Genomic DNA, 25565 nt, shown 5'->3' with positions numbered 1-25565 from the left:
ATGATATTCGTTTCACGCTATCTTAATTTGTAGTCTCCGATAATACAAATTTTCTGTAATACAATGGATAGGCCACACCGTCGACTTTTTGATCTGTACCCGGATCTTTCTTTCCATAATAATAAGAATAATCATAGTTCACGAGGTCTACATTATTAAATCCAACTGTCTTTCCTGCTGTATTTTTACCCCCTTCTTGCTGATTAAAAACCAAACTTATCGGATTCCAATATGCAAAATAAGGATGGAATAAAATCCAGTTCGGTATTTCACCAGTCAGGAAGTTCAGATTAAGACGAACTTCACGGGCAAATGGTAATACACGTGGAATATCCTGTCCTCTCACTGGAGATTGCTCCAGATATGTAACCGGATTGTCAGTCGTTAACAACCATTGGCAAGTATCACTTGATATCTTATCAAGGAAAACAGACGGAGTAGCAGCTAATTCTTCTTCACTAAAGAAATCATCATTCTGATAAGATACAGGTTTTCCTGCAGCCATCAATGCAGCTGTAACCTCTGCATCCGTTGGAAGTTCTCCTTCAATGAAATTATAAGCCAATTCCAACGAAATCAATTTATCCCATGTCAGCAATTTCAAGAATGCTGTCCTTTGTTCTTGACCTTGAGAAATGTCCACATGCAAGCCAATATTTCTACCGTTATATTGATTGTTTCCATCAACCAAACTCAAATCTCTCAATGTTTCCGTAGCACGACATCCGGTTAATGATAAGTATCTCAGATTCGGGAAATTATCTTCGTTCACAATATTTGTAACCACCGATAACGTCGGGAAGTTGTTACTTGTCAGATCCAGATTTTCCAACTTCTTGCCTAATTTAATAAAGCTCTCCGGAAGGGTATTTATACCAACAGAGAATATCGTTAGATTTTTCAAGTATTCTAATCCACAGATTTCCTCTCCCAAAGAAATAGTACGTAGCTGCCTATTACCATTACTCTGAACCGAGAATGACTCCAGATATTTCAAATGACGAATTTCTCTTGGCAATGATTCACCATCCTGCAAATCAATCATAGCGTAACTAACAGAACGTACACGTCCAATAGCTTCAGCAGGAAGCTCACCACTCTTTATTTCTTTATCTGTTGATTCCCAAAGCGTCACAAAATCCCAGTTCAGCATGCTTTCACTAGTATCAAAAGACATCATAGACTGAAGTTTGCTATTGATAGTGATAATTGCCAATGAGTCCCCCGCACGATTATCTTCAATTTTCATAGCCTTTTCTTGCGTTACAGTCAACACTACCGCATCTATTTTATTGCCATTATCATCTACCAGTTTGTCTTCAGAATTAACTGGAACCAAATTTATTTTTGCCACACGGGTATAAGGAGCTACGTTCATCCCCCAACGAAAATCCACTTTTATAGTACGTGGGCGTGCTCCCCTATCGAAGTCCATCTCCAAATCTTTATCTTTCGGCAATGTCAACCAATCACTACGCTCACCCTTTACCTCCTCTTTTTCCTCATCACTCATGTTCGCTTCTTCAGCAAAAAAATAATCCACACTGCCGATTTTGAATGCAATATTAGTAGAGATAATGGCCTCGAAATGACGCTTATTATAAGTATCTGAACTAAGGATTTTCACCTCCGGTTCCCTCACCAAGATTTGCTTGCCAAAACCGAACTGTGTAACCGTGACCAATTTGGATTCCCGTCCATCTGCAGAAAAACGTATCTGCGCAGTACGTGCTGTATTCATCAGGGTAGAATCTATAGCAAGATCACATACCGCTGAACCGATACCATTTGCCGGAGAAATGGCAATCCAAGGCTCCGATGCACGTGTCACCCATTGAGTATTGGACGAAACAGCAATCTTCTCCGTTCCTCCTTCGGCACCAATAGTAATTTCTTCTTTATCTACCGTAATACCATCGATTCCCGGTTCATCGTCATCTTTGCACGAGGTTACAAACCCCGCACAAAGCACCAGTCCTAATGTTATTTTTATAATATATTTCATTAATAGAATCTTTTATAATTATCGTTCAATACCCAAAGCATCACAACCACGAATATCCTGCGTAGTGTCATAGATCAGCACATACATGCCTGCCTCAATATAAGGACATACGCTAGTCACGTCAATAGATATATTCGGATTATCTCCGATATCCAATATATAAAGTTGCGGTGTCAACTTTTCATCTACTTTACGGATGTCATTCGAGCCTATTTGTAACTGGATCAAACTCGGACAAGTAGTAATGCCTGTCGGCCATTCACGCAAAATACGATTTCCTTCCGCATCACGTTGGTGACGAATCCCAAAAGCTTTCAATTGACTACTATTCAACGGTTGTGTCGGGAACTTGGAGAAGCAATTGTAACTAACGTCCATATTACTTAAATAAGGCAAAGTCGTTGCCCGGAAATCATCGGACAGACTTGTCAATTTATTGAACCGTAAGTCGATAATAGTCAGCAGATACGTATTCTTATAGTTTCCATTTTTCGGTTTAAGCGAGTTTTCCGGAATCGATGTCATTAGGTTGTTACTCAAGTCAATAGTTGAAATAGGAGAACCAGACGCAAACAATTCTGTAGGGAACTTCTTTATTTTATTGTATGACAAAGTTACCGTACTGGCATTAATTCCTTTATATTGGTCCATCGAGCATTTTATGTTACTACCTTCCGAACCTATTTCATTATATGAGAAATCTACAGATCCCATAACATATACCGAATTCGCATTGAAAATATTCGGAATATATTTCAACTTATTATGAGAAAAGCCTAAGCCTTCAACCTGATCTGTAAATGCACAAAACTCATCCGGAATCTCCTCAATCTGATTATAACTCAACATTAAGTCAGACAATTTAACATCTGTGCCGAAAGCTTCCAGGTGATTTACATTATTATGCACACAATCAAGCAAACCAAGTTTTACCATCTTTCGTAAAGACTCAGATTCCGGGAATTTTTCCAGATTATTATAGCCTAAATAAAGAATCTGAACCTTAGGGCCTGTATCCTCATCATCAGCTAATCTCTTCCAGTCAGCAGTCAATTGATCAGCACTAATCCCCTTATTACAAGCAACATTCAATAATTGCAGCTCCGGCAAATCATATACAAATTCAGGAATCTGTGTCAACTTCGGACAATTATACAACTCTACATCTGTCAGATCTTTCAGATTGCTCCAACTCAACTCTTCATCTGCATACTGTTTAGCATATTCTGAAGTAGCATCTTCCCAATCGGTCGCAATATTATCGTAAGTAATAGGCGAATTAGCCAAATAAAGGTTCTGTAACTTAGTCAATCGTTGAACAGCCTTTGAAATAAATGTGATACGATTAGTAAGGCCACCAATTTGTGTATCCTTCAATGTTATACGGTTATCTTTCTTTATCGGTTGCAATTTCGGATGGCGATTTATGCCATCTTGAAGTAGCTCTGACATGTTCAGACGAGGATCGTAATCAAGGAACATTCTTTTGTAATGCATACGTATTCTCTGCTTCTGTTCTTCAGTCATATCCGGAGCCAACTTATCTTCACCGAATAGTCTTCCACTCAACGTCTCACCATGAGTACCGAAGGCAAGTGTTTTCAATTCTGTCAGTTGCCCAATCGCATCAGGCACTCTACCTTTGGCACCAAATCCTGCAAGTGAAAGTCCTGTAACACGTCCATTAGCATCCAAGTCAACACCTGGCTGGTCTCCCCACATGTCTAATTCTTTGTTAAAGTTCCAGTTCGAAGGGTGAACAGTGTTATCCACTATACCACTATTGTATTTCCAATTCTTGCCATCTAATGCTTCCCAGATAGCTTTCAAAGCCTTATAGTCTTTTATATACTCTGCGGTTTCTTTCAATTGAATAGGAACATTGGCATCTTCGGTCAATTTATTATCTTCTACGATAAAGGGTTCTCCTCTTACAGACTGCGTTTCCAATTCCGGTTTTGTGCTACCACTCTGTGAATAAGTAGTATATGCCACTACCTGATAAGTACCGGCAGGAAGCCATACAGCAGAGTCACATGTTGCTACACCTATATCCATATACTTATCATTGACATTATCAGGATTCTGATTTTCTTTAGAATCTTCTTCGTAAGTGACTTTCATGCCCTTGAGTCCCGTAGTTACACGAGTGAAAGTATTCATCACTGTAACGTCAATAAAACGAATATTGCTGAACAGATATTCACCGGCAGCACGTGTACTTAGTCCTTCTTTGGTCAATTTAAAAGTAACAGTTCCACGTGATACGGCATCTACAGTCAGCGTTTGTTCTTGAAGCCCGCCACTGACAACAGTAAATTCATTATCTTCTCCAGCAGGTCCGGCTAGTAAAACTTTGTCGAGTTTGTCATACAGATAATAACCGATAATCTTATAAGTACCGGCCAGTAACTGCAATTTATCACTACGCAGACCATATTCCGCATTGTTCGCATTGTATGCGTTCAAAGGCAAAGTCTGTGAAACGGTTGTACCGTTATGCGTCATCACAACCATTATCTTCTGTGCACTGGACAATGATTCCAGTTTATCTGTCACACTACGGGTAACTGTCCCTTTATCAAAAGAGGTACTCTTGTAGAGTTTAAACTGCACATAGCCATATTGACTTTGCAGTGCCTCATCATCATCGGAACATCCTGTCGCTACCACTATTGTCAGTAAACTGATAATAAGAGGTAGGAAGAATATTGAATATAATTTATGTAAATTCATTTACTTGACTATCTAAATTAATTAATAGGCAGGAGTAATCACCAAAGCTTTCTTAAAGAGCATATCAGTGCCTTTAAAAACAACAATTAAATCTTCCTCAAAAGAATTAGGCAATGTGATTCCAAAATACATTCCGTCCCCATCCATTGACACTTCTGTATTTACAGTTACATTTTCATCTCTAGTATTAATGACATAGGCTGTACCACTCCATTCGCTTTCTGATAATAGTGGATAAATCGAGAAATATTCCCCTGCATTAGCAGATATTGAATAAACATCATCAATGTAATAGTTTCCTTTGAGTAATTCCAGAATAGACTGGTCGGTCGTTTTACTAGGTGTAACATCTTCCCATCCGCCTTTTTTTATTTTAAAACTTTTATCTTCAGTCTCTTCTTTCACTTCTTTCTGTATAAAAGCAATTAAAAGATTTCTCTGTTCATATTTGTAGGCTATTTCTCCATTTTCAACGATAGTTTCTTCCAAATTATCTTTGATATCTTCATATTCAGCACGTGAGAATGCAAGAACATAGCCAGTTCTAGACTCAGGTTCTCCCCAAGATGTATTAGGACTATATTCATCAATCATAAGATTTATCTTACCTTTCTCACCATCACATTGCATCCATAACATAGAGGCATCTATTTCCGAAATATTTTTATTACCTCCCATATCTTCCCATCCTTCCATATAAACAAGCACATAATCGTCATTCAAAGTTTTGATGGTAAACGGCATTCTTTTTTGAATAGTTGCATCACCTGTACTACCTCCTGTACTTTTTTGAGTAAACGTCTTTCCGTCCATTGATACAATCCAATTAGTCGCATAACTTGTTGGAGTTTGGATATCAATTTTTTCAGGAGTCATACCATTATAAAAAACAGGAAAAGAATAGAACGCTTTTCCACTTTCATCTGAAAATGTAATTACATTTTGCTCACTAGCCTTAACTGGATACTTTTCTCGGTTCTCATCTTCTATAATTTTTAGACCGCCCTTTATTTCTTGATCAACTGCCCCCACAAGTGCATTTCCTTCCAGATCGACCCATCCCGGTAAATTAGTGGCAGCAAAACGGAAGTTAGCTTTTACTTTAAATGAAGCATAAGTTTGATATCCCACATTAAGTTCTTGAATCTCATTACCTTCCTCATCATATATTTTCAGTTCATATCCCACAGCCGAACGAGTCACTTCTCCAATTACAATTGTCTGAGCCCCCATTGTTAACTCCAATTTGGCCACGCTTATGTTATCCACTTTCTGATTGTCATCAGTAGCTATAATTGTTACCGTTTGTGTTCCGGCAGTTCCAGATACAATATATTCTTCTGTATCATTGGTTTGAAACTTACACCAAATAGCAGAAGATGCCAAACTCCAGTTAGTATTAGCTGTAAAAGTGAATTCTTTTTTCTCACCGGCATTACAGACGATATTCTGCTTTTCAGGGAATACCGGAGCTACCGTATCATCATCGTCATCCGAACATGCCGTCAGGCTAAAAGTCATGAGCAAGCCAATAAAGAAGCAACTCTTGCATAATACCTTCATGCCGGAATCTCCCAGTGGTTTTAAACTAAACTTTTTCATATCTATTTATATTACTTATTTTTTTAATATCCTTGTTCTTTTAATTTTTCTGCTTCCGCTTTGCTTATCCATTCAATAATATTAATGAATGTGCCCACTACACCATATAATGAACCGTCCTTATTGTTCACACTTAGCGTAGCATATTGGAAGACAAAATTCTCGTTAGTACTATAGAAAGAAGTATAAGCAGTAGGCTGACTAATCCGTAGCTTACCATCACCATGAATCGTATTGAAAGCCTCTCCCGTTGTAGCGCAAACTTGATCTTTCTCCATTTCAACCAATGGTTCCAAAACATCATCCCGATTAAAACTGATTTCCGTATCATAACCGTCAAAGTACAGGCCATGTATAGCAATCGTATTTTCTTTGCCTTCTACAATATCAGAAGTAATCAAACGCAAGTCCACTTTCTTCGGATAGTAGTCCGAAGACAAATAAGTAGAGGTGACTTTGCAAAATCCGGTAAAGTTTTTGATATCAAATGGACAAACTTTCTGCATCACCACTTTTGTCTCACTTCCATACATACTCCACTGTTCGGTTTCGGGAATCACAAGCTGCAAAGCAAAACCCAGCGAATCAGTAATGCCTATATTCTTATAAATACCTTGTACTTCTACATTAGTACTCATTTCACCAGCTTTGATGGTAACGGTATTCGATAAAATCTTGTAATGTTTACCTTCAACAGCGTTACTTTCCCGGTCTATTACCTCAACAGCAAAAGTACGGTCGTAGTCAACGGATTTAGTAGCAGAGACAGGAACTTTAAATATCTCATTCGTTTCTTGCACGGCATAAGTATAAAGCGTGTCAGAAAACATAAGATAACTGGACCCGTTGTATAACACCTTGTCCTGATCGCATCCGGAAAGAGCTATCAGAGCAGCAATGGCTGCCATACATCCTATTAATAATTTCTTCATTATCGTATGCTTTTAATCTTATTTATTACTTTCATTGGGTTGGATTTGCGAACCCGGAGCGTCCAATTCGTGCTGCGGTATAGGCCATACAAACAAAGGATCGTCAGCCTCTACTTTCAAGCTACTACCGTTTGCCAATGACTGGTCTTGTGGCTTACGCTCGAATCCCTTATGCCAACGTTTTAAATCGTGAAGACGAAAACCCTCCATATAGAGTTCTTTTACGCGTTCAGCCTCGATGACATCCATCGCATTGGAAGCCGTCAGAGATGTGGAGCCACCATAAGTTGAATACCGTGCCGTACGTAAAGCAGTAATATCTTTTCCGGCACGACCATAATCAGGTTGCGCCTGTTGTACATAAGCTTCAGCACGTATTAAATACTGTTCTGATAGACGAAGCACTTTCGGCATAGAAACATGAAGAATTTTAGTGTCATAGAATGTTTCATTACCAAAATACTTTATCAGCAAAGCCCAGGAAAGACCATGACTATAACCGGTAGTGTATGTCTGAAAGAAAGTGGACACACGTAAGTCATTATTATCATACGAATTAATAACCCAAGCTGCTGGTACATAATCGGGACGGAAAGTGCTGTAGTCATAATTAAAGAAGATCTGCCCTAAAGCACCACCATAAGAATTGACAGTGAAACCAACTTTAAAAATGACTTCAGTAGCAAGATCGTTAGTCCACATATACTTATAATAGCTGACACCACTAGAAATATTTTTTGTACAACTGGACAAAAGAAAATAATCACTGTCTATTACTTTACTAGAGTACTTAATAGCTTCATCCCACTTTCTCATATAGAGAGCTACACGTGCACGCAGAGCGTAAACAGTGTATTCATTGAAATAGATAGCACTATTAAACAATGCACCATCAGTAGACGGATTGTAGTTCTTGTCCAACGCCAACAACTCAGCAGCACGATCAAGATCTTCAAGAATAAACTGATAAGAATCTTTCAATGAAGCACGCCTCATTTCTTCATCTCCCAAATAATGTTTGGTCAAGATAACTCCCAACTGATTGGCTGCGTCCTCATCACTCTCATATGCCTTACAAAAGAGTTTTACCAATTCCGAGTAAGCAAGTGCACGGGCAAAATAAGTTTCACCACAACATTGGTCAATCTGATCCAAGTCGTCATCATCAGTAGTATTTCTTCTGACTCTGTCTACACGATCGAGCAGAAAATTACAACGATTGATAACATTATATAATGCGGCATAAACCGCCTCAATACTTGTATTGGTAGCAAGGATATCTTTCCACCGCCAGATATCTCCGTAAGTATTCGTATTTCCATTTACCCCATACACAAAATCAGTCTGTAGATCAGGCAACAACGTAAGATTTCCAGAGTATAAGGCACTACTTTTGAATGTATCATAGATACCTATCACTGCCAGATTCACATCATCTACCGTCCGGATAGACTCATCAAAAGGAATTGAGTCATCAGGCATTTTATCCAAACAAGAAACGGTGGAAAATGCCACGGCAACCAACAGGATATATAATTTAAATTTCTTAATCATCTTTCTTTAGTATACTATTTAGAATGAAACTTCAACACCTAAAGTAAATTGACGTGAAGCCGGATATTGAGCTCTATAAACATTAGTTGCAACTTCCGGGTCAAGTCCTGTAAAACCAGTCCAAGTCAGCAAATTCTGTCCTTGTAAGTAGACACGTGCTGCTGCGAAAAAATTACTTTTCTTCAGCAACGACTGCGGAAGTGAATAAGCCACTGTCAAATTTTTCAAACGAAGAAATGAAGTGTTTTCAAGAAAACGATCATCAAGTTGTGCTGGTACATCATAGCGAGGAATATCCGTAATATCACCAGGCTTTTTCCAACGATTATACAATAGTCGCTTAGACTGATTGTAAGTACTATATATTCCATTGCTTTCTTCGAAAAAGCGATCATTATTCATCACATAACGCTTAGCCATCCAACTGAACTGTGCCGACAAGGAAATACCCTTCCAAATGAAAGTAGTTCCAAAACCACCAGCCCACGGAGATTCATAAGTCTTGCCAGTCATCACTTTATCATCTTCGCGAAATTCCGTTGTCAGCTCTCCGTCAGCAGTGTACCATAGAGCATCGCCATTAGCCGGATTCACACCAGCATAACGATTCAAGAAATACTCAGTCACAGAATGCCCGACCATATACTTCAAACCTGTCGTTGAGTTTACATACTCTTCTACCCCATTGTAGAGTTCCAGCAATTTATTCTTATTATATGAGAAATTAGCGCTAAGATTCCAAGTAAAATCATTCATACGGATTATATCACCATCTATCGCTACTTCAATACCCCTATTCATCATAGCACCAATATTTTCCCAACGATTGCCTTCACCTGTTACAGCGTATGATTGGGGAACAGACATTAATATATTGGTAGTTTTCTTATGATAAAAATCGATATTTACATTAGCACGATTAAAGAGTCCTAAACTCAGGCCCACATTATTTGCCCAAGTCTGCTCCCAGCCTAAGTCTTCGTTTCCACTCTGCATAGGGTAAATACCAGCTTGATCGTAATAATTGGCATTTCCCGAAACAAGCGCAAGATGATCGTAATCAGGGATAGTTGAGTTACCAGAAGTACCGGTGCTCAATTTTATCTGTGCATTGGTCAACCATTCCACATCTTTCAGAAAAACTTCATTTTTGATATTCCACATAAACCCTAACGACCAAAAAGCACCCCAACGATGGTCTTTACCAAAACGGGAAGAAGCATCCGTACGTGCTGCAACTTCCGCATAATACAAATCCTTATAATTGTATTCTCCACGGAAGAAAAGTGATAAATAAGAATAGGCAGTACTGGCATCTTGCCACGAAGATGCCCGAGTACCAGAAGCTATATTGGTTAATCGGTCAATGGTCTGTCCTCTCGTAACCACCTGAAATCCGGCAGAACGATAATCTACACCTTCTTGTCCCAATAAAAAATTAAAAGAATGATCATCATTCAATGCCCAACGATAATTTGCCGTAAGAGTTTCAGTCAAATTAAGCATATCAGACGTGCTTCGTCCTGCACGACCTGACTTATTATTTATAAGATAGCTTGGATAAGATTGCATGAAAGATGTAGAATGCGCATAATCAACACCAAACTGCGCGTGAATCGTCAAATTTTTCAGAGGAGTAACATCTGCAAAAACAGTTGACAATAACTTGTATTTTTCATGTTTTACAGGATTATTCGCCATCCATTCAATAGGATTCTGCCCTATTCCTTTCCAAGTTCCATTATTTTCAGAAGCTAAAGAACCATCCGCATTATAAGGATTCCAGTAAGGCAACATAAAGCGTGAACCGGAAATAGGAGAAAAAAGCGCCATATCTCCTTCTTCAGCCTGCGACACTTCTTCATAAGCCATCATTGTATTAGTTCCTATCTTCAACCAGTTACTAGCTTTCACCTCCGCATTGGTGCGCATGTTATAACGGCGAAAAGTTGAACTTTGAGCAATACCATCCTGATCGTAAAATCCCCCTGAAACGTAGTAGTTCAGACGATCAGTTGCACGATTTACAGATAATTCATAGCTCTGCAACGGAGCACGATCATTGAATACTTTATCCAACCAATTGACATCAGTACGAGAAAGTAAGTTATAGTCTTTTCCTGCGTCCAAACCTATTTCTTTCTCAAATTGAATACGTTCCGGAGTATTCATCATCATCCAGTTATCATCCGACGCCAATTGTGAAAATCCCCATTGCCCACGCAAGGTCACTTTCGCCTTATCCATTGCCAATCCACGTTTAGAAGTGATAACAACTACACCATTTGCAGCACGGGCACCATAAATAGAAGTTGAAGAAGCATCCTTCAACACCGAAATAGACTCTATATCTCCCGGACTAATTGTATTAAAATCAGCACTGGAAATTGGTACGCCATCCAAAATAAATAACGGAGCCGTACCCGAATTGATAGAGTTAGTGCCTCGAATCTGGAAAACAGCCGCTTTGCTAGGTTCTCCCGAGTTGGAAATTACAGATAAGCCCGGTGTCTGTCCCTGTAATGACTGATCGAAGCCTGCTGCCGGTACATTTTCCATTTTTTCCGCTTTCACGGTAGCTACGGCACCGGCAATCGTTCCTTTTTTGCGAGTTCCATACGCCACTACCACTACTTCATCTATTAATGCGGCGTCCGAAACTAAACGAACATTCAGTGTGCCTGTTCGGGCATTGACTTCATGTTGCTGAGATTGCATACCGATGTAAGAAAACGACAAGGTAGTACTTGCTGTCCCCTTAATCTCAAGAGTGTAATTACCATTAATATCGGTAATCACACCATTTGTAGTACCCTTCTGCAATATAGACACACCAATCATCGGCTCGTTATCTTCCGCCGAAACGACATGTCCTGTTACCTTATATCCACCTTGTGCAAATAGCATAAGAGGAATATTCAGTAGAGCAAAGAGTACAAACAAGAGAATTGATTTTCTCATCTTTGATACTTGAATTTAAATTAATGAAATTGATTTATTTTTATAGAATGATCTACAAACAAGAATTCGGTACATTATCTTCACGCATGAAGTAATAATACACCCGTCCCTCGAGATGATTTGAAGGCATACCTTTTCCACCACCTCAGAATAGGCTATTTTATTAATCTCTAATAAATTAGGATAGGATAAGTTAACTCGGCTGGTTCTTAATATTACGCCAAATGTCTAAATAGATTTTTTGTGTTGTTGCTGCGTCAATGCTAAATAAGTGTCTATCCATCTCTCTTATGTTATAAAATATTAGTGCTTATCGTTTGTTTAGGTGTTATTAACCTATAAAATTGCTTTATATCGGTTACAAATATAATTATAAAAGTTAAATGAAAGAAACTAAAAGTCGCATTTTTTATACTAAATTTCCTCTATATATCCTTTTATCGTTTATTTAACCAAATATTATCGAAAATTCACGTGTAACAAAGAATATATATCAAAATAGGCATAAAATAGATTTCAAATTGTCAGATCAATTAATTGTCTAAACAACAGTTAGCAAAACTATCTATAAGAGTGATTTTTAAGGATTCACTACTGAAAAGACAAAATTCCAATTATATTTCCTATTTTTGCACCCACTATATATAAATAAGGTACAAGATGAATTACGGATTCGTAAAAGTAGCTGCGGCTGTGCCACACGTTAAAGTGGCTGACTGCAAATTCAATGTAGAGAAAATAGAGAGTCTGATTGCAATAGCCGAAGGCAAAGGAGTGCAAGTCATTGTATTTCCGGAAATGAGCATTACCGGATATACCTGTGGAGACCTGTTCGGACAGCAAATTTTGCTTGAAGAAGCAGAAATGGGATTAATGCAGATTTTAAACAACACCCGTCAATTAGATATTATTTCTATCGTCGGTATGCCTGTTATCGCAAACTCAACAGTGATAAATGCTGCTGTCGTAATTCAAAGAGGAAAAGTGTTAGGTGTTGCAGCTAAAACTTATCTGCCTAATTACAAAGAGTTTTACGAACAACGATGGTTTACTTCCGCACTTCAGTTGACAGAAAATACCGTACGTCTATGCGGACAAATAATTCCAATAGGAGCCAATTTAATTTTCGAGACTTCAGATACAACTTTTGGAGTTGAAATCTGTGAAGACCTGTGGGCGACCATTCCCCCCAGTTCCTCACTAGCCCTGCAAGGAGCTGAAATTATCTTTAACATGTCTGCTGACAATGAAGGTATTGGAAAGAATCATTATCTCTGTTCACTGATCAGCCAGCAATCTGCCCGCTGCATAGCAGGTTATGTTTTTTCATCCTGTGGATTCGGGGAGTCTACTACAGACGTCGTTTTTGCAGGAAACGGATTAATCTATGAGAATGGTACACTCTTGGCACGTAGCGAACGTTTCAGCATGCAGGAGCAGTTGATTATCAGTGAGATCGATGTGGAACGTATACGAGCTGAGCGTAGAATTAATACGACCTTTGCTGCTAATCAGGGAAATCTTGGAGATAAAAAGAAAATTTCTATTGCAACAGAATTTGTTAATAGCAAAGAGCTGGTTTTAACGCGTAAATTCAATCCACATCCTTTTGTACCACAAGGGAAAGAGCTAAATGAACGTTGTGAAGAGGTATTCTCTATTCAGATAGCCGGTCTGGCACAACGCCTGGTACACACCGGAGCAAAAACAGCTGTAGTCGGAATTTCCGGAGGACTAGACTCTACGCTGGCATTATTAGTTTGCGTCAAGACCTTTGATAAACTAGGATTATCCCGAAAAGATATTTTAGGAATTACCATGCCTGGCTTCGGCACTACCGACCGTACCTATAATAATGCATTGGACTTAATGAAATCTTTAGGTATCTCCATTCGTGAAATCAGTATTAAAGAAGCATGTATCCAGCATTTCAAGGACATTAACCATGATATAAATGTACACGATGTCACCTACGAAAATTCTCAGGCACGCGAACGTACACAAATACTGATGGATATTGCCAACCAGACATGGGGTATGGTCGTAGGCACCGGCGATTTATCGGAACTGGCATTGGGATGGGCTACATACAATGGTGACCATATGTCAATGTATGGCGTCAATGCAAGCATTCCTAAAACATTAGTGAAATACCTCGTACAATGGGTGGCAGAAAATGGAGTGGATGATACTTCCAAAGCGACTTTACTGGACATTGTGGATACGCCAATCAGTCCGGAACTGATTCCTGCGGATGAAAACGGCGAGATCAAGCAAAAGACTGAAGACTTGGTAGGCCCCTATGAATTGCATGATTTTTTCCTTTATTATTTTATGCGGTTTGGATTCCGTCCTTCGAAAATTTTCTATTTAGCTAATGTTGCTTTCAAAGGAGTATATGATGAAGAAACGATCAAGAAATGGTTGTCCACTTTCTTCCGACGCTTCTTCAATCAGCAGTTCAAGCGTTCTTGTCTGCCCGACGGTCCCAAAGTGGGTAGTATTTCTATAAGTCCGAGAGGCGACTGGCGGATGCCAAGTGACGCAAGTTCAGCGATTTGGCTCAAAGAAATTGAGAATTTATAATCACTCATATTCTTTCTTCTGTGACATTTTTGTATTTATTCTAAGTATTATACGGGGAAAATCAAAAATGTCACAAGATTATAATACTTCTCTTTTGATACGTTCTATATCAGCCTTCTCAATGGTACGAATGATATTCTTATAAATGCGATGAAAACCGAAGCCTCCTTCGGTCATTTCCTGAATAGCCTTTTGCTTGGATACTCCTTGAAATACGATACGATACATAGCGCACACCGCCCCTGTCCTATCGGAACCGTGATGACAATGAAAAACGATCGGGCCTTTGCGGTTCCTGATAATGCGCAACGCTTTTATCAGTTGTTCTTCATTGACTGAATGCGCTTTCATTTTTAGCCGATGAAGTTTTATCTTTGTTTCTGCCGCCTCATCATCGTCACTATGCCGGTTGCGGAGATTCAGCACTTCACGAATACCATATTTCTCCAAAGCCTTAAAGTCTGTATCCGACGGTTGTTCCGAACGATATACGCCCGAGTCTATCTTATATAAATTATCCAGTTTACTACCGGGAACAGCTATCTTTTCAGCAGTCATATTCTGACCAAAAGCCGAAAAAGAAACCACTATCCCGATAAATAAACTAAGCCAGATTCGTTTATTATTGACTATCATACAGCAATCTCATAAGATAGTTATAATACTCCTTTACTCGACGGGAGCTCAAAATGATAAATATCTCTTTTCAATGCCATTTTCAAGGCACGTGCAAGCGCTTTAAAGATTCCTTCTATCTTATGATGCTCATTCTGTCCTTCTGCTTTGATATTCAGATTCATTTTTGCAGCATCACTAAGCGATTTAAAGAAATGAAGAAACATCTCCGTGGGCATCTCCCCTATTTTCTCACGTTTAAATTCCGCATCCCATACCAGCCAAGGGCGACCTCCAAAGTCCAGACATACCTGACACAGACAATCATCCATAGGTAATGCGTAACCATAGCGTTCTATTCCACGCTTACTTCCCAAAGCCTGATAGATACAATCCCCCAAAGCAATAGCAGTATCTTCAATGGTATGATGTTCGTCTACTTCCAAATCTCCTTTTACCTGAATAGTCAGATCCATACCAGAATGCTTGCCTATCTGTTCAAGCATATGATCAAAGAAACCAAGTCCGGTAGCAATGTTGCAATTTCCATTTCCGTCCAGATTCAGAGCCACGTAAATATCTGTTTCTTTAGTAGTACGACGAACTTCCGCTTTCCGTTCTCCCGCAAAGAGGAATTCAGCAATCCGATCCCAGTCCGTAGTAGCAAGTGTGCATACCTCTTCCAATCCTTTTTCTTGCAAACCAGCCACTGAATCTTGCAAATAGATAGCACGACAACCTAAATTTTTCGCTAATTCGACATCGGTAGGGCGGTCACCAATTACAAAACTTCCTGCCAAATCATATTCCGGATTATCGATGTACTTCGTCAACATTCCGGTACGCGGTTTACGAGTCGGTGCATGATCTTCCGGAAAACTGCGGTCGATCAGAATATCATCAAAGGTAATCCCTTCTCCTGCTAATGTTTTCAACATTAAATTGTGAGCAGACCAGAAGGTCTCTTCCGGAAAAGAAGAGGTTCCCAATCCATCCTGATTAGTCACCATCACAAACTCAAAATCCAATTTGCTACGGACAAATCCCAGATTACGAAAAACCTTCGGATAAAACTCTAATTTCTCCAACGAATCGAGTTGATAGTCTACAGGCGGTTCTATGACTAAGGTACCATCTCTATCTATAAATAAGACTTTCTTCTTCATAAGTTATACTTGGTATTTCTTGAGAGTAGCGATAAGATTATAATTCTCGACGCGTGTACCTACCGTTACACGCAGGCAATTACAGCAAAGGGAAATAGAATGGCGATTTCTCACAATAATTCCTTCCCCAACCAAATAATTGTAGATTTTCACAGCATCTGTCACTTTCACCAAAAAGAAATTTGCATCGGAAGGGAACATTTTGACAGTGCAAGGCAACTTTGAAAATTCTTCTTCCAAATAATCACGCTCTTCTTTCAATGTTTTTACCCAACGTTCTATCTCATAATATTTATGCAGCATGGCTATTGCTTGCTGTTGCGTGAGCTGATTGACATTATAAGGATATTTGATCTTACTCAGAATACCGATAATATCTACAGACGCAAATGCCATTCCCAGACGGATAGCAGCACATCCCCAAGCTTTAGAGAAGGTTTGAAATACAATCAGGTTCGGATATTTATCCAACTCTTCCAAGAAAGACGGTGCTTCCGAAAAATCATTATAAGCCTCATCCAAAATAACCAGCCCCTCAAATTCTTTCAGAAGCTTTTCTATTTCAGACCGGAGCAAATCATTGCCTGTCGGATTATTAGGCGAACAAAGGAAAATCATTTTAGTATGATCATCTGCAGCTGCCAATAACTGATCTGCCGAAAACTGAAAGTTATCATCCAATAAGACTTTCCTATATTCCACATTATTCACATCCGCACAAACCTGATACATACCATAAGTAGGATCAATAGCAACGACATTATCTATTCCCGGCTCACAAAAAGCACGAAAAACCAGATCAATGGCTTCATCACTTCCATTGCCTAGAAAGATATGTTCGGGTGCCACTTTCTTTATTTTTGCCAACAGTTTTTTCAGATCCCATTGCATAGGATCAGGGTAACGATTGTGAGGCATATTATATGGATTTTCGTTTGCATCCAGAAAAATAGAGGCTGTCACTCCTTTATATTCATCGCGTGCCGAAGAGTAAGGCTTTAACTTCCAGATATTCGGACGAGTCAGTTCTTGTAATGTTTTCATATATGATTTCTTTTATTACGGTCACTACTTGATCATTTTATTTCAAGGAACTCAGACGAACAGTAACGGCATTCTTATGTGCATCCAACAACTCGTTTGCCGCCATCTCTTCAATAGCCGGTCCAATCGCCTTCATTCCTTCCGGAAGAATCTCCTGGAAAGTGATTTTTCGAATGAAGCTATCCAGACTTACTCCGCTATATGCTTTTGCATAGCCATTTGTCGGCAGAGTATGGTTGGTTCCGGACGCATAATCACCGGCACTTTCAGGAGTCAAGGAACCTAAGAAAACAGAACCGGCATTCGTTACTCTCTCAGCAACTTCCATATAATTTTCGGTCTCTACAATCAAATGTTCGGGAGCATATGCATTTGTCAGCTCCAATGCCTCGTCCATGTCTTTTACAAGAATCAGCTTACTATTTTCCAAAGACTTCGCTGCAATTTCCCGACGGGGCAATTTTGCCAGTTGCCGCTCTACTTCTTCCATCACTTCCATCTGAAGTTTCTCAGAAGTAGTTATCAGCATAGCCTGGCTGTCAATTCCGTGCTCAGCCTGCGAAAGCAAATCTGCAGCGACAAAAACAGGACTGGCAGATGCATCGGCCAGTACTTCAACTTCAGAAGGACCGGCAGGCATATCGATCGCTACATCACGCAAACTTACCAACTGCTTGGCAGCCGTCACATATTGATTTCCCGGACCAAAGATTTTATAGACTTTGGGAACACTTTCCGTTCCATATGCCATTGCAGCAATGGCTTGCACACCTCCTGCTTTGAAGATTTTACTAACTCCCGCCAACTGTGCAGCGAAAAGAATAGCCGGATGGATATTTCCATTCTTATCCGGAGGAGTGCAAAGTACAATTTCCTTGCATCCTGCAATTTTAGCGGGAACAGCTAACATCAGTACTGTTGAAAAGAGCGGTGCTGTTCCTCCCGGAATGTAAAGACCTACCTTTTCAATACCCACTGCTTTTTGCCAGCAGGTCACTCCATTCATTGTTTCTACCTTTTTACCTACAAAACGCTGGGAAGAGTGAAAAGTTTCAATATTTCTTTTAGCCAGAGATATAGCAGCCTTCAGTTCGTCACTCACCAGTTCGTCAGCTTTCTTTATTTCTTCGGTAGTCACTGCGAGAGAAGATAAAGTCACTTTATCAAAAGCAGCTTCATATTCCAGAACAGCCTTATCCCCTTCTGCCCTCACCTTATTTATAATGGCACGAACCGTATCAAACAGATTCTCGGTATTCAATGCCGGACGTTTCAGGAGTTCTGCCCACTGTTCTTTGGATGGATATTTAATTAATTTCATCGGTCAAATTAGAATTCAGAGTTCATAATAATTAAACGATCATTTTTTCAATGGGCAATACCAAAATACCTTCTGCTCCAAGCCCTTTCAATTTTCCTATAATTTCCCAGAAACGTTTCTCGTCCAATACCGTATGAACAGAGCACCAGCCTTCCTGTGCCAACGGCATAACGGTAGGACTCTTCATACCCGGTAATACAGCGATAATCTCTTCCAGTTTGTCTTTCGGTGCATTCATCAATACATATTTCTTATCTTCAGCAGTCTTCACAGCATCCATACGGAACAGAAGTTCTTCTAACACCGCTTTCTTCTCATCAGTCATGTTCTTGTTACCAATCAACAGCGCCTCAGATTTCATCACGACTTCCACCTCTTTCAGACGATTGCTGACCAATGTAGAACCGGAACTTACAATATCAAAAATAGCATCAGCCAGTCCGATGCCCGGAGATACTTCTACCGAACCTGTTATAACATGTATTTCCGCATTTACACCGTTCTTTTTCAGAAAGTTTTTCAGAATAACCGGATAAGACGTTGCTATTTTCTTACCATTGAACCAAGACAATCCCGGATACTCAATGTCTTTGGGCATAGCCAGTGACAAACGACACTTACTGAATCCCAATCGCTTTATGATTGCTGCATCCTCTTCTTTCTCCATAAACTCATTCTCACCGACAATTCCCAAATCAGCTACACCGGTAGCTACTGTTTGCGGGATATCATCGTCACGAAGAAATAAAACTTCGATAGGAAAATTAGAAGACTGCACCAACAAGGTGCGCTTCGTTGTACTGATTTTAATATCCGACTCTCCTAAAAGTGCCATAGTCTCTTCGAAGAGACGTCCTTTGGCTTGTACTGCGATTCTTAACATGATTTTATTTATTATTTTATGATTTACAATTCGAACAATTCAGAAATAAAAAAAGGCTTACCGTATTCGGTAAGCCTTCGTTATCTTTATAGAGTTATACACACTATCAATCACGCCCACCGAGTTATTCGTTAGGAAAATGATGATGATGATGTGCAACTGTATATTTCATATTTCTTTTATTTAATGCGACAAAAGTAAAGCATTCGTTTGATACTTCCAAACATTTATCACAAAAAGTTCAGTTTTTATTTCAAATTAAAGATAATATCTCTTCCGGCTCTACATCACACTTATCAAAGTGCATTTCATCTTTCGACTTTTCGTGCGAAAACGTAAAGTACGTACAAACCGCTTCGGTACATACTTCGCCATCCTTATTATATAACTTAGCTTCAATAATCACAATATTCCGCTTGACTTCCTTAATAGAAGCACGCAACACAATATGGGAATCAGTAGTACTGACCGACTTGCGGTAACGAGTCTCCATTTTTGAAGTTACTCCCGTTGTCTGCAATTTACGAAGTATCACCCAAGCGCAGATTTCATCCATGAGAACAGCCTGAATACCACCATGCAAGGTATTGATCCATCCCTGATACTCAGGACGGGGTTTCCAGATACTTACCACTTCGTCGCCATCTTCATAAAACTCCATCTTTATTCCGGCTTCATTATTAGGGGCGCAACCAAAGCAATTGTACCCTTCCAGCCCTTTCCAGGGATTTATTATTTTCTTCATAATCTATGACTTCTATTTAAGTTTCACTTCCCAAATATAAGCAAAATATAAAAAAGAAGAACAATTTTCCACGATTTACTTTCGGATACAACGGATGGCGTAAGCTTTATCCAACCCGGTGTTTCCCTCTGCTATTTCGTTTTTATCACTTCTCAACAAGAATATTTTCTCATCCGCATCTGTCCCTGCTTCATTCAAAGTCCAATAAGAAAGATATTTTCCTTCATAGGCAGACTGAAACTTGCCGGCATACATTCCTACCGGATATCCATCAAAACCCGTGAGATTGGTAGCAGTTCCTACTATTGCACCGGCACCGGTGCTTATTGCTTTCCATGTCCCGGTTTTCAACAAAGAGGCATCATTGCTCAAATAAGTTTTCAGCATATTCCAATCATTCCAATCAGGCATATTCCACCCCACAGGAAGCAGCTTATTACTGACAATTGTTCCAAAACTATAAAAATAATAACTCTTATCTGTTTGAGACAATAGATAACCTGTCGCTCCGGCATTCATAATCTCCAGTTTCGGAATTTCTTCTCCATCTATATATAATGATGTTTTCAGATTACTTCCCATCCAATACTGCGTACCAATTTTCACTATCGGGTAATTGTGAATACTACTCCCACGCACATCACGCATTATATCTTTCATGGCCAATACGGGCAACATTTCTTCAGGCATAGACAATGCAATTTGTCCGTCAGGCAAAATATACATCTTACTTCGAGCAGCCTGATTTCCAGGAGTATATTTCAATGAATGTTCTTTCAAATCCCACGCTACAGTTCCGCCGTGCACTTTATCTGCATGTCCGACCAATTGTACTACCGTTCCCTTGGATAAGTCAACCGCATGGTTATCTTTCATCGGATAAACGACAATTGCCTGTGAAGAAAAATCAGGGGTCACCAGATATTCTTTACATATTTCTGCTACCTGCTGCCCAGCACTCAACACTTTATACACCTTCGAATCATCAAATACCAATTTTGACACATCCACATAATTATGGAAGACTTCGGACCCGGACTGCCCTGTATTTCCATCTTCCCAACTATTGATTTCTCCTTCGACTTTACTTATCAAAACATCTTCGGTCGGGATGAAGGAAATCGCCAGCTCACTCTGCTTACCACTCTGCAACTGCAATGAAGAGGGCAATGGGCTGGTATATATCTTACCTCCAACATCCAATACGATATATTGATAGCCCAAAGTGGTTTCCTGCGGAATAAGGATTACTTCTTTTCCGCTCAACCGATCTCCCTGTATCTCCCATTTTCCGGCAGGAGTAATGCTTTTCTCATTAGAAAAAGCGGAATAAGTTTCTTTTTGGAAATCATAAATCGCCTTAGTATAAAAACCACAAACAGAAAGTTTTGGGTCAGCATCCAGTATACCCTGCAATTCTTCACCTTCCTTTCCTACCAAAGCGATTTTTAATTTGAAAAATTTGTGATCATAGTGCAGGGCGATGGCTCCTTTAGGAGCTGATTGCAGATTTTGAGAAGCAACCAGAAAATCAGAGCAGAAATAGCCGGCAGAAAGATTTTGATCTGTTTCTACCGCCACCGACATCGTACTTTCTCCCATATTCACTCCCTCTTCCTGATAAGGATAATAACTGATCAAACGTAATGTTACCTCATCATCAGGATAATAAATCGGCTCACTGGACTCAAAAACTTTTTCGGAAGTACGAAAGAAACGCAAATTATCCGCATAACGTTCTTCCTTCATGGTGGAGGACCCTACAAGGGCAAATACTCCCACTTCATCATTCTCTTCAAAGCCATTGCCAGCAACACGTGTATATGTCGCTTCATGAATATCAGCAGTAAATTTCAATGGAATATCTCCATTGCTGACTGCAGCTTTCTCTCCCGGAATATGATTTACACATGCTAATACAAAAAAAGAAGAAAAAAGACATACAGCGATTCCTTTTTCCATTCTAAACAAAATATTCATGTCCTCTTTATTTAAATATAAATAATAAGAAATCTTTGATTGGGCAGAAAGAAGGACATAAGAGGAAGTATTCACTTTCAGTTATGAGATTCCACACAACACGTCTGTTGCGACTGGAGAATCATCAACTCCAACATTTCATTCTGAAATGTCAAAAGCAAAAGTATAAATCATAAATCAACCAATACTTCATTTTCTTAAATAATATTTATATTCATTCATAAGTATCAAATTAGTAGCACTTTATGAATCAGGGATATTTCAAAACCAAATAGGCTTACACATTATTATATTAGTAATCTAACATTTTCAAAAAGAATAGCCTATTTCTACCCCGGCAATATGTTTACCTTTTGGAGACTCATACTGATAACAATAAAAAACATCTAACACCCATCGTTTAGCCAAAGCTATCTCTACTCCAGGCCGATAACGCATACGATCTGCTCTCCAAAAAGGAGCATCATCCAAACTTTGATAAATTTCAATTGAGAAGTAGGGGGAAACGATTCCTTTTTCAGGTGCATAAGCTAATTTTAAGCGGGAACGAAGGCGAGCTTTTGAATCACCACGGTCAAAAGTTTGCTGAAACCTTTCTCTCAAAGCAATTTTCAACCACTGATATTGAAAACTTGCAGTTGCTCCAAAGTTATAACGGTGTCTGAATTTCCATTCCGAATCTCCCAAATTCCGGAAATGAGTTTCATATCCGGCTTCCAGCTTCAAAAATGAATAAGCCCGATACTCGCCTCCAATGGTCAATCCCAAACGGTCCATTCTACCTACGTCATCCTTTGTCCGAAACTCCAGATTGCTTAAAAGTGAAAATCGGGGATCGATCTTATAGTTCACTTTGAATTTAGTCCATGTAGTGAAATCATCGCTTTGTGCAAATGCAGTGGAAGTCATTCCAGCCAATAGCGCAAACAGCAGTATTTTATTAATTGCAAATATTCTACTCATCGATTACCGGGTTAAAAGTACAAAGATAATAAATCTCCCGCAAAGAAAAATTATGATACTGAAATAATTCTGAAATATCAAGGCTCATTCCTTTAAAAGAAACACCCCGTTAGTTTTAAAGGAACAGGTCGTTGGTTTTAAACCAAGAGCCCGTTCCTTTAAAAGAAAAAGTACCTATTTTATACTCCACTGATAATCAATGCTTTATTTTTGCTTCGCATTCCACACCCATAAAGCGAAAAATACCGACAATATAGCCGATCCGATCCAAAACCAATTGATATAAGTAAAGTCGTAAACCTCTACCCCATTCCGGATCGTTTTATGTCCTTCAATCAAAACTCCGCTCATGACATCTTGCAGCCCGGCTCCGATATAACTGGCAATCCCAACAACTCCCAAAGCAGCTCCCGAAGCATTGCGAGGAGCAATATCAACAGCCATCAGCCCACCTAAGAAACAAATCAGTACTCCGATGCCCAGTCCAAAGAGGATCATTGCCACAGCATCGAGCCAAAAGTGTACCCCTGGCACTAATAAGAACAAACATAATGCTAAAACATTCGTCAGTCCGAAAATCAAAGCCGGAACATTACGCCGGCCACCAAACAGTTTATCAGAAATTACACCGGAAAACATGGTGCCGATAATCCCACAAACAGAACTAATGGAAATAATAAAACTGGCATCCAAAGTGGAATATCCTTTCTGTGCTTCCAAATAAAAAACTCCCCAACTGTTTACCGCATATCGGCTGATATACATAAATGCGCTTGATAAAGCAAGTATCCAGATAGCAGGCATTGTCAGAACCTGCCGTTGAGCTTTATTAAAATCTGCCGTTTCAGAAGCACTCATCGTTTTCTTTTCTTTCGAAACATTGACCGGAGGAAAGCCCTTACTTTCGGGACTATCATGAAAAAAACGCCATACGATTAATGCCCCCAGCAATCCTACCATACCTGCCTCAAAGAAACCATAACGCCAGCCACAAACACTAACAATAGATGCTACAATTATAAATGTCAGTGCTTCACCAATATTATGACTGGCGGACCAAAAGCCATAATAAGAGCCACGTTCTTTATCCGTGAACCAACGGGAAAGTCCGACTACACACGAAGCAGCCCCCATAGACTGAAACCAGCCGCTGACTCCCCAAAGAACAGCAAACAAAATAAATGAATGGGTGAAACCGAGACAAAGATTAATCAATGCGGTAACAAGCAGGCCGGTAGTCATAAAACGATTTATATTACTTCGATCTGCCAGAAATCCATTCGTAAATTTACCCACCGCATACGTAAAGAACAGCACCGAACCGATTATTCCGAGTTCCGTTTCAGAAAAGATTCCCTCGTCTACAATCGGTTTCTTTACTACATTCAAGCTCAACCGGCAAACATAATACATACCGTATCCGAAAGTTGCCGAAAGAAAGGTAGACCATTGCAGATATTTCAACCGACGCTTGCCGGATGAAGACATAACGTCTTCGTTACAAGGTCCCAGTGAAGAGACCTTGTAAAAATTTATAAGATGTTTCAACATGAAGGAATATCTTTAGTCGTGCAGTTTCTTTTTACGCAAATATTCGAGTAATAATGCCGGGCGGTCTGTTTGAATCAGCTTAGCCCCCTGATTCAAAATCCATCCCCAGCTATCATCCGGTTGGTGTAGTTCTACCGCGCGATCGTCATCGTGACCTCCACAAAGTTCAGGCCACAAAGAATTAATGAAAAGCTTGGCACCACTATCACGTACTTTCCTGATCAAGCGAAGCATTTCTTCATTATCATCATTAAATACCAGTTCATAAGCAGTTGGTTTCATGTGCAACTGATAATCATTGATTATCTTTTCCGCTCCTTCTTTGTGCAGATTCACAATAGGCATAAAAATAACCTTATCAAGTACATCACCATTTTCTGCTTTCACTCGTTCATAGGGGAGTCCTGCTTTAATTACACAATGGTCAATTGTTCCTGTTTTTTCAAGTACAGCATAAGCTTCCTGAAAATAATCGTAACCTTTATCGATATTCACCATTATCTTCCCTTTGCAAAGTAACATAACTTCTTCGAGAGTAGGAATCTGATGTCTGGTTTTACAGCCTGCTCCATTTTTAAGTCGCATTGCTTTCAGTTCTGCCAGTGTATAATCCTCAGCGTTTCCTTTTCCCGTCATTGTACGGTTAATTGTCTTATCATGCATGACGACCAAGTGACCATCTTTGGTCTTCTTCAAATCTATTTCTACCATATCCACTCCCATATCAATGCAATTCTGTATTCCTTGCAATGAATTTTCGGGAGCATTTCGCCAGTCGGCACGATGAGAAACGACCAACACTCTATCGGAATAATTTCCTAACAGGTTTTCTCTGATTTCCGCAATCCTATTTTGGGCAACAGCCAGTTGCACCAGGCATAAAAGCAATATAAAGTTATAAATTCGTTTCATAAATTCAAA

At 39.5% G+C, this 25565-nt stretch carries 17 protein-coding genes; 1 reads left to right on the top strand and 16 read right to left on the bottom strand.

Annotated elements, in window-relative coordinates; all coding sequences use genetic code 11:
- Window positions 1-22: 22 nt before the first annotated feature.
- Genes K6V30_RS14105 through K6V30_RS14080 form a run of 6 tightly spaced genes read right to left on the bottom strand, consistent with a single transcriptional unit; the run spans window position 23 to window position 11790 of the window.
- Complete coding sequence (locus K6V30_RS14105) at window positions 23-2005, bottom strand: BACON domain-containing protein (RefSeq protein ID WP_010537499.1); 1983 nt, start codon at window positions 2003-2005, stop codon at window positions 23-25.
- 18 nt (window positions 2006-2023) lie between these two features.
- Window positions 2024-4741, bottom strand: a complete 2718-nt coding sequence (locus tag K6V30_RS14100; RefSeq protein WP_010537498.1) for a DUF4458 domain-containing protein — start codon at window positions 4739-4741, stop codon at window positions 2024-2026.
- A 21-nt stretch (window positions 4742-4762) separates the two neighbouring features.
- Window positions 4763-6343 (bottom strand): DUF5003 domain-containing protein, encoded by a 1581-nt coding sequence (locus tag K6V30_RS14095; protein WP_010537497.1) that lies wholly within the window; start codon window positions 6341-6343, stop codon window positions 4763-4765.
- A gap of 23 nt (window positions 6344-6366) precedes the next feature.
- A complete protein-coding gene (locus K6V30_RS14090; protein ID WP_022301755.1) occupies window positions 6367-7275 on the bottom strand; it encodes a DUF4984 domain-containing protein in 909 nt (302 codons plus the stop codon).
- 18 nt (window positions 7276-7293) lie between these two features.
- Window positions 7294-8829, bottom strand: a complete 1536-nt coding sequence (locus tag K6V30_RS14085) for a RagB/SusD family nutrient uptake outer membrane protein (RefSeq protein WP_055269213.1) — start codon at window positions 8827-8829, stop codon at window positions 7294-7296.
- Window positions 8830-8847: 18 nt separating this feature from the next.
- Window positions 8848-11790: a SusC/RagA family TonB-linked outer membrane protein gene (locus K6V30_RS14080; protein WP_055269214.1), complete on the bottom strand. Its 2943-nt coding sequence runs from the start codon at window positions 11788-11790 to the stop codon at window positions 8848-8850.
- 660 nt (window positions 11791-12450) lie between these two features.
- Between K6V30_RS14080 and K6V30_RS14075 the strand changes: the two genes are divergently transcribed.
- A complete protein-coding gene (locus K6V30_RS14075) occupies window positions 12451-14376 on the top strand; it encodes an NAD(+) synthase (protein ID WP_010537493.1) in 1926 nt (641 codons plus the stop codon).
- Window positions 14377-14454: 78 nt separating this feature from the next.
- Here the strand turns inward: K6V30_RS14075 and K6V30_RS14070 are convergent, their stop codons facing one another.
- From K6V30_RS14070 to K6V30_RS14025, 10 genes are all read right to left on the bottom strand, one after another.
- Entirely contained in the window at window positions 14455-15012 is a 558-nt protein-coding gene (locus tag K6V30_RS14070; protein ID WP_010537492.1) for a dual specificity protein phosphatase family protein, read from the bottom strand.
- 20 nt (window positions 15013-15032) lie between these two features.
- Window positions 15033-16157: a bifunctional histidinol-phosphatase/imidazoleglycerol-phosphate dehydratase HisB gene (gene hisB, locus K6V30_RS14065; RefSeq protein ID WP_010537491.1), complete on the bottom strand. Its 1125-nt coding sequence runs from the start codon at window positions 16155-16157 to the stop codon at window positions 15033-15035.
- Between the two features lie 3 nt (window positions 16158-16160).
- Entirely contained in the window at window positions 16161-17201 is a 1041-nt protein-coding gene (hisC, locus tag K6V30_RS14060) for a histidinol-phosphate transaminase (protein WP_010537490.1), read from the bottom strand.
- Between the two features lie 37 nt (window positions 17202-17238).
- Window positions 17239-18522: a histidinol dehydrogenase gene (gene hisD, locus K6V30_RS14055; protein WP_010537489.1), complete on the bottom strand. Its 1284-nt coding sequence runs from the start codon at window positions 18520-18522 to the stop codon at window positions 17239-17241.
- Between the two features lie 31 nt (window positions 18523-18553).
- The gene (gene hisG, locus K6V30_RS14050; RefSeq protein ID WP_010537488.1) at window positions 18554-19405 is read right to left on the bottom strand and encodes an ATP phosphoribosyltransferase; all 852 of its coding nucleotides are present in this window, start codon (window positions 19403-19405) and stop codon (window positions 18554-18556) included.
- Window positions 19406-19658: 253 nt separating this feature from the next.
- The gene (locus tag K6V30_RS14045) at window positions 19659-20150 is read right to left on the bottom strand and encodes a PaaI family thioesterase (protein WP_010537487.1); all 492 of its coding nucleotides are present in this window, start codon (window positions 20148-20150) and stop codon (window positions 19659-19661) included.
- Window positions 20151-20225: 75 nt separating this feature from the next.
- A complete protein-coding gene (locus K6V30_RS14040; RefSeq protein WP_055269240.1) occupies window positions 20226-22130 on the bottom strand; it encodes a fimbrillin family protein in 1905 nt (634 codons plus the stop codon).
- A 309-nt stretch (window positions 22131-22439) separates the two neighbouring features.
- On the bottom strand, window positions 22440-23093 hold the full coding sequence (locus K6V30_RS14035; protein ID WP_055269215.1) for a DUF2490 domain-containing protein: 654 nt from the start codon (window positions 23091-23093) through the stop codon (window positions 22440-22442).
- A 204-nt stretch (window positions 23094-23297) separates the two neighbouring features.
- Window positions 23298-24644 (bottom strand): MFS transporter, encoded by a 1347-nt coding sequence (locus K6V30_RS14030; RefSeq protein WP_055269216.1) that lies wholly within the window; start codon window positions 24642-24644, stop codon window positions 23298-23300.
- A 12-nt stretch (window positions 24645-24656) separates the two neighbouring features.
- Window positions 24657-25556: a glycerophosphodiester phosphodiesterase family protein gene (locus K6V30_RS14025; RefSeq protein ID WP_010537483.1), complete on the bottom strand. Its 900-nt coding sequence runs from the start codon at window positions 25554-25556 to the stop codon at window positions 24657-24659.
- Window positions 25557-25565 lie beyond the last annotated feature (9 nt).

Source organism: Bacteroides faecis (genome assembly GCF_020091505.1).
GTDB lineage: Bacteria > Bacteroidota > Bacteroidia > Bacteroidales > Bacteroidaceae > Bacteroides > Bacteroides faecis.
This window is presented reverse-complemented; position numbering and strand designations above follow the sequence as displayed.

Excerpts from the sequence above, each read along its gene's own strand:
- K6V30_RS14075 (WP_010537493.1), top strand. The coding sequence starts at position 12,451 with ATGAATTACGGATTCGTAAAAGTAGCTGCGGCTGTGCCACACGTTAAA.
- K6V30_RS14025 (WP_010537483.1), bottom strand. The coding sequence starts at position 25,556 with ATGAAACGAATTTATAACTTTATATTGCTTTTATGCCTGGTGCAACTG.
- K6V30_RS14100 (WP_010537498.1), bottom strand. The coding sequence starts at position 4,741 with ATGAATTTACATAAATTATATTCAATATTCTTCCTACCTCTTATTATC.
- K6V30_RS14090 (WP_022301755.1), bottom strand. The coding sequence starts at position 7,275 with ATGAAGAAATTATTAATAGGATGTATGGCAGCCATTGCTGCTCTGATA.
- hisC (WP_010537490.1), bottom strand. The coding sequence starts at position 17,201 with ATGAAAACATTACAAGAACTGACTCGTCCGAATATCTGGAAGTTAAAG.
- K6V30_RS14045 (WP_010537487.1), bottom strand. The coding sequence starts at position 20,150 with ATGAAGAAAATAATAAATCCCTGGAAAGGGCTGGAAGGGTACAATTGC.
- K6V30_RS14085 (WP_055269213.1), bottom strand. The coding sequence starts at position 8,829 with ATGATTAAGAAATTTAAATTATATATCCTGTTGGTTGCCGTGGCATTT.
- K6V30_RS14080 (WP_055269214.1), bottom strand. The coding sequence starts at position 11,790 with ATGAGAAAATCAATTCTCTTGTTTGTACTCTTTGCTCTACTGAATATT.
- K6V30_RS14040 (WP_055269240.1), bottom strand. The coding sequence starts at position 22,130 with ATGAATATTTTGTTTAGAATGGAAAAAGGAATCGCTGTATGTCTTTTT.
- K6V30_RS14095 (WP_010537497.1), bottom strand. The coding sequence starts at position 6,343 with ATGAAAAAGTTTAGTTTAAAACCACTGGGAGATTCCGGCATGAAGGTA.
- K6V30_RS14105 (WP_010537499.1), bottom strand. The coding sequence starts at position 2,005 with ATGAAATATATTATAAAAATAACATTAGGACTGGTGCTTTGTGCGGGG.
- K6V30_RS14030 (WP_055269216.1), bottom strand. The coding sequence starts at position 24,644 with ATGTTGAAACATCTTATAAATTTTTACAAGGTCTCTTCACTGGGACCT.
- K6V30_RS14070 (WP_010537492.1), bottom strand. The coding sequence starts at position 15,012 with ATGATAGTCAATAATAAACGAATCTGGCTTAGTTTATTTATCGGGATA.
- K6V30_RS14035 (WP_055269215.1), bottom strand. The coding sequence starts at position 23,093 with ATGAGTAGAATATTTGCAATTAATAAAATACTGCTGTTTGCGCTATTG.
- hisB (WP_010537491.1), bottom strand. The coding sequence starts at position 16,157 with ATGAAGAAGAAAGTCTTATTTATAGATAGAGATGGTACCTTAGTCATA.
- hisD (WP_010537489.1), bottom strand. The coding sequence starts at position 18,522 with ATGAAATTAATTAAATATCCATCCAAAGAACAGTGGGCAGAACTCCTG.
- hisG (WP_010537488.1), bottom strand. The coding sequence starts at position 19,405 with ATGTTAAGAATCGCAGTACAAGCCAAAGGACGTCTCTTCGAAGAGACT.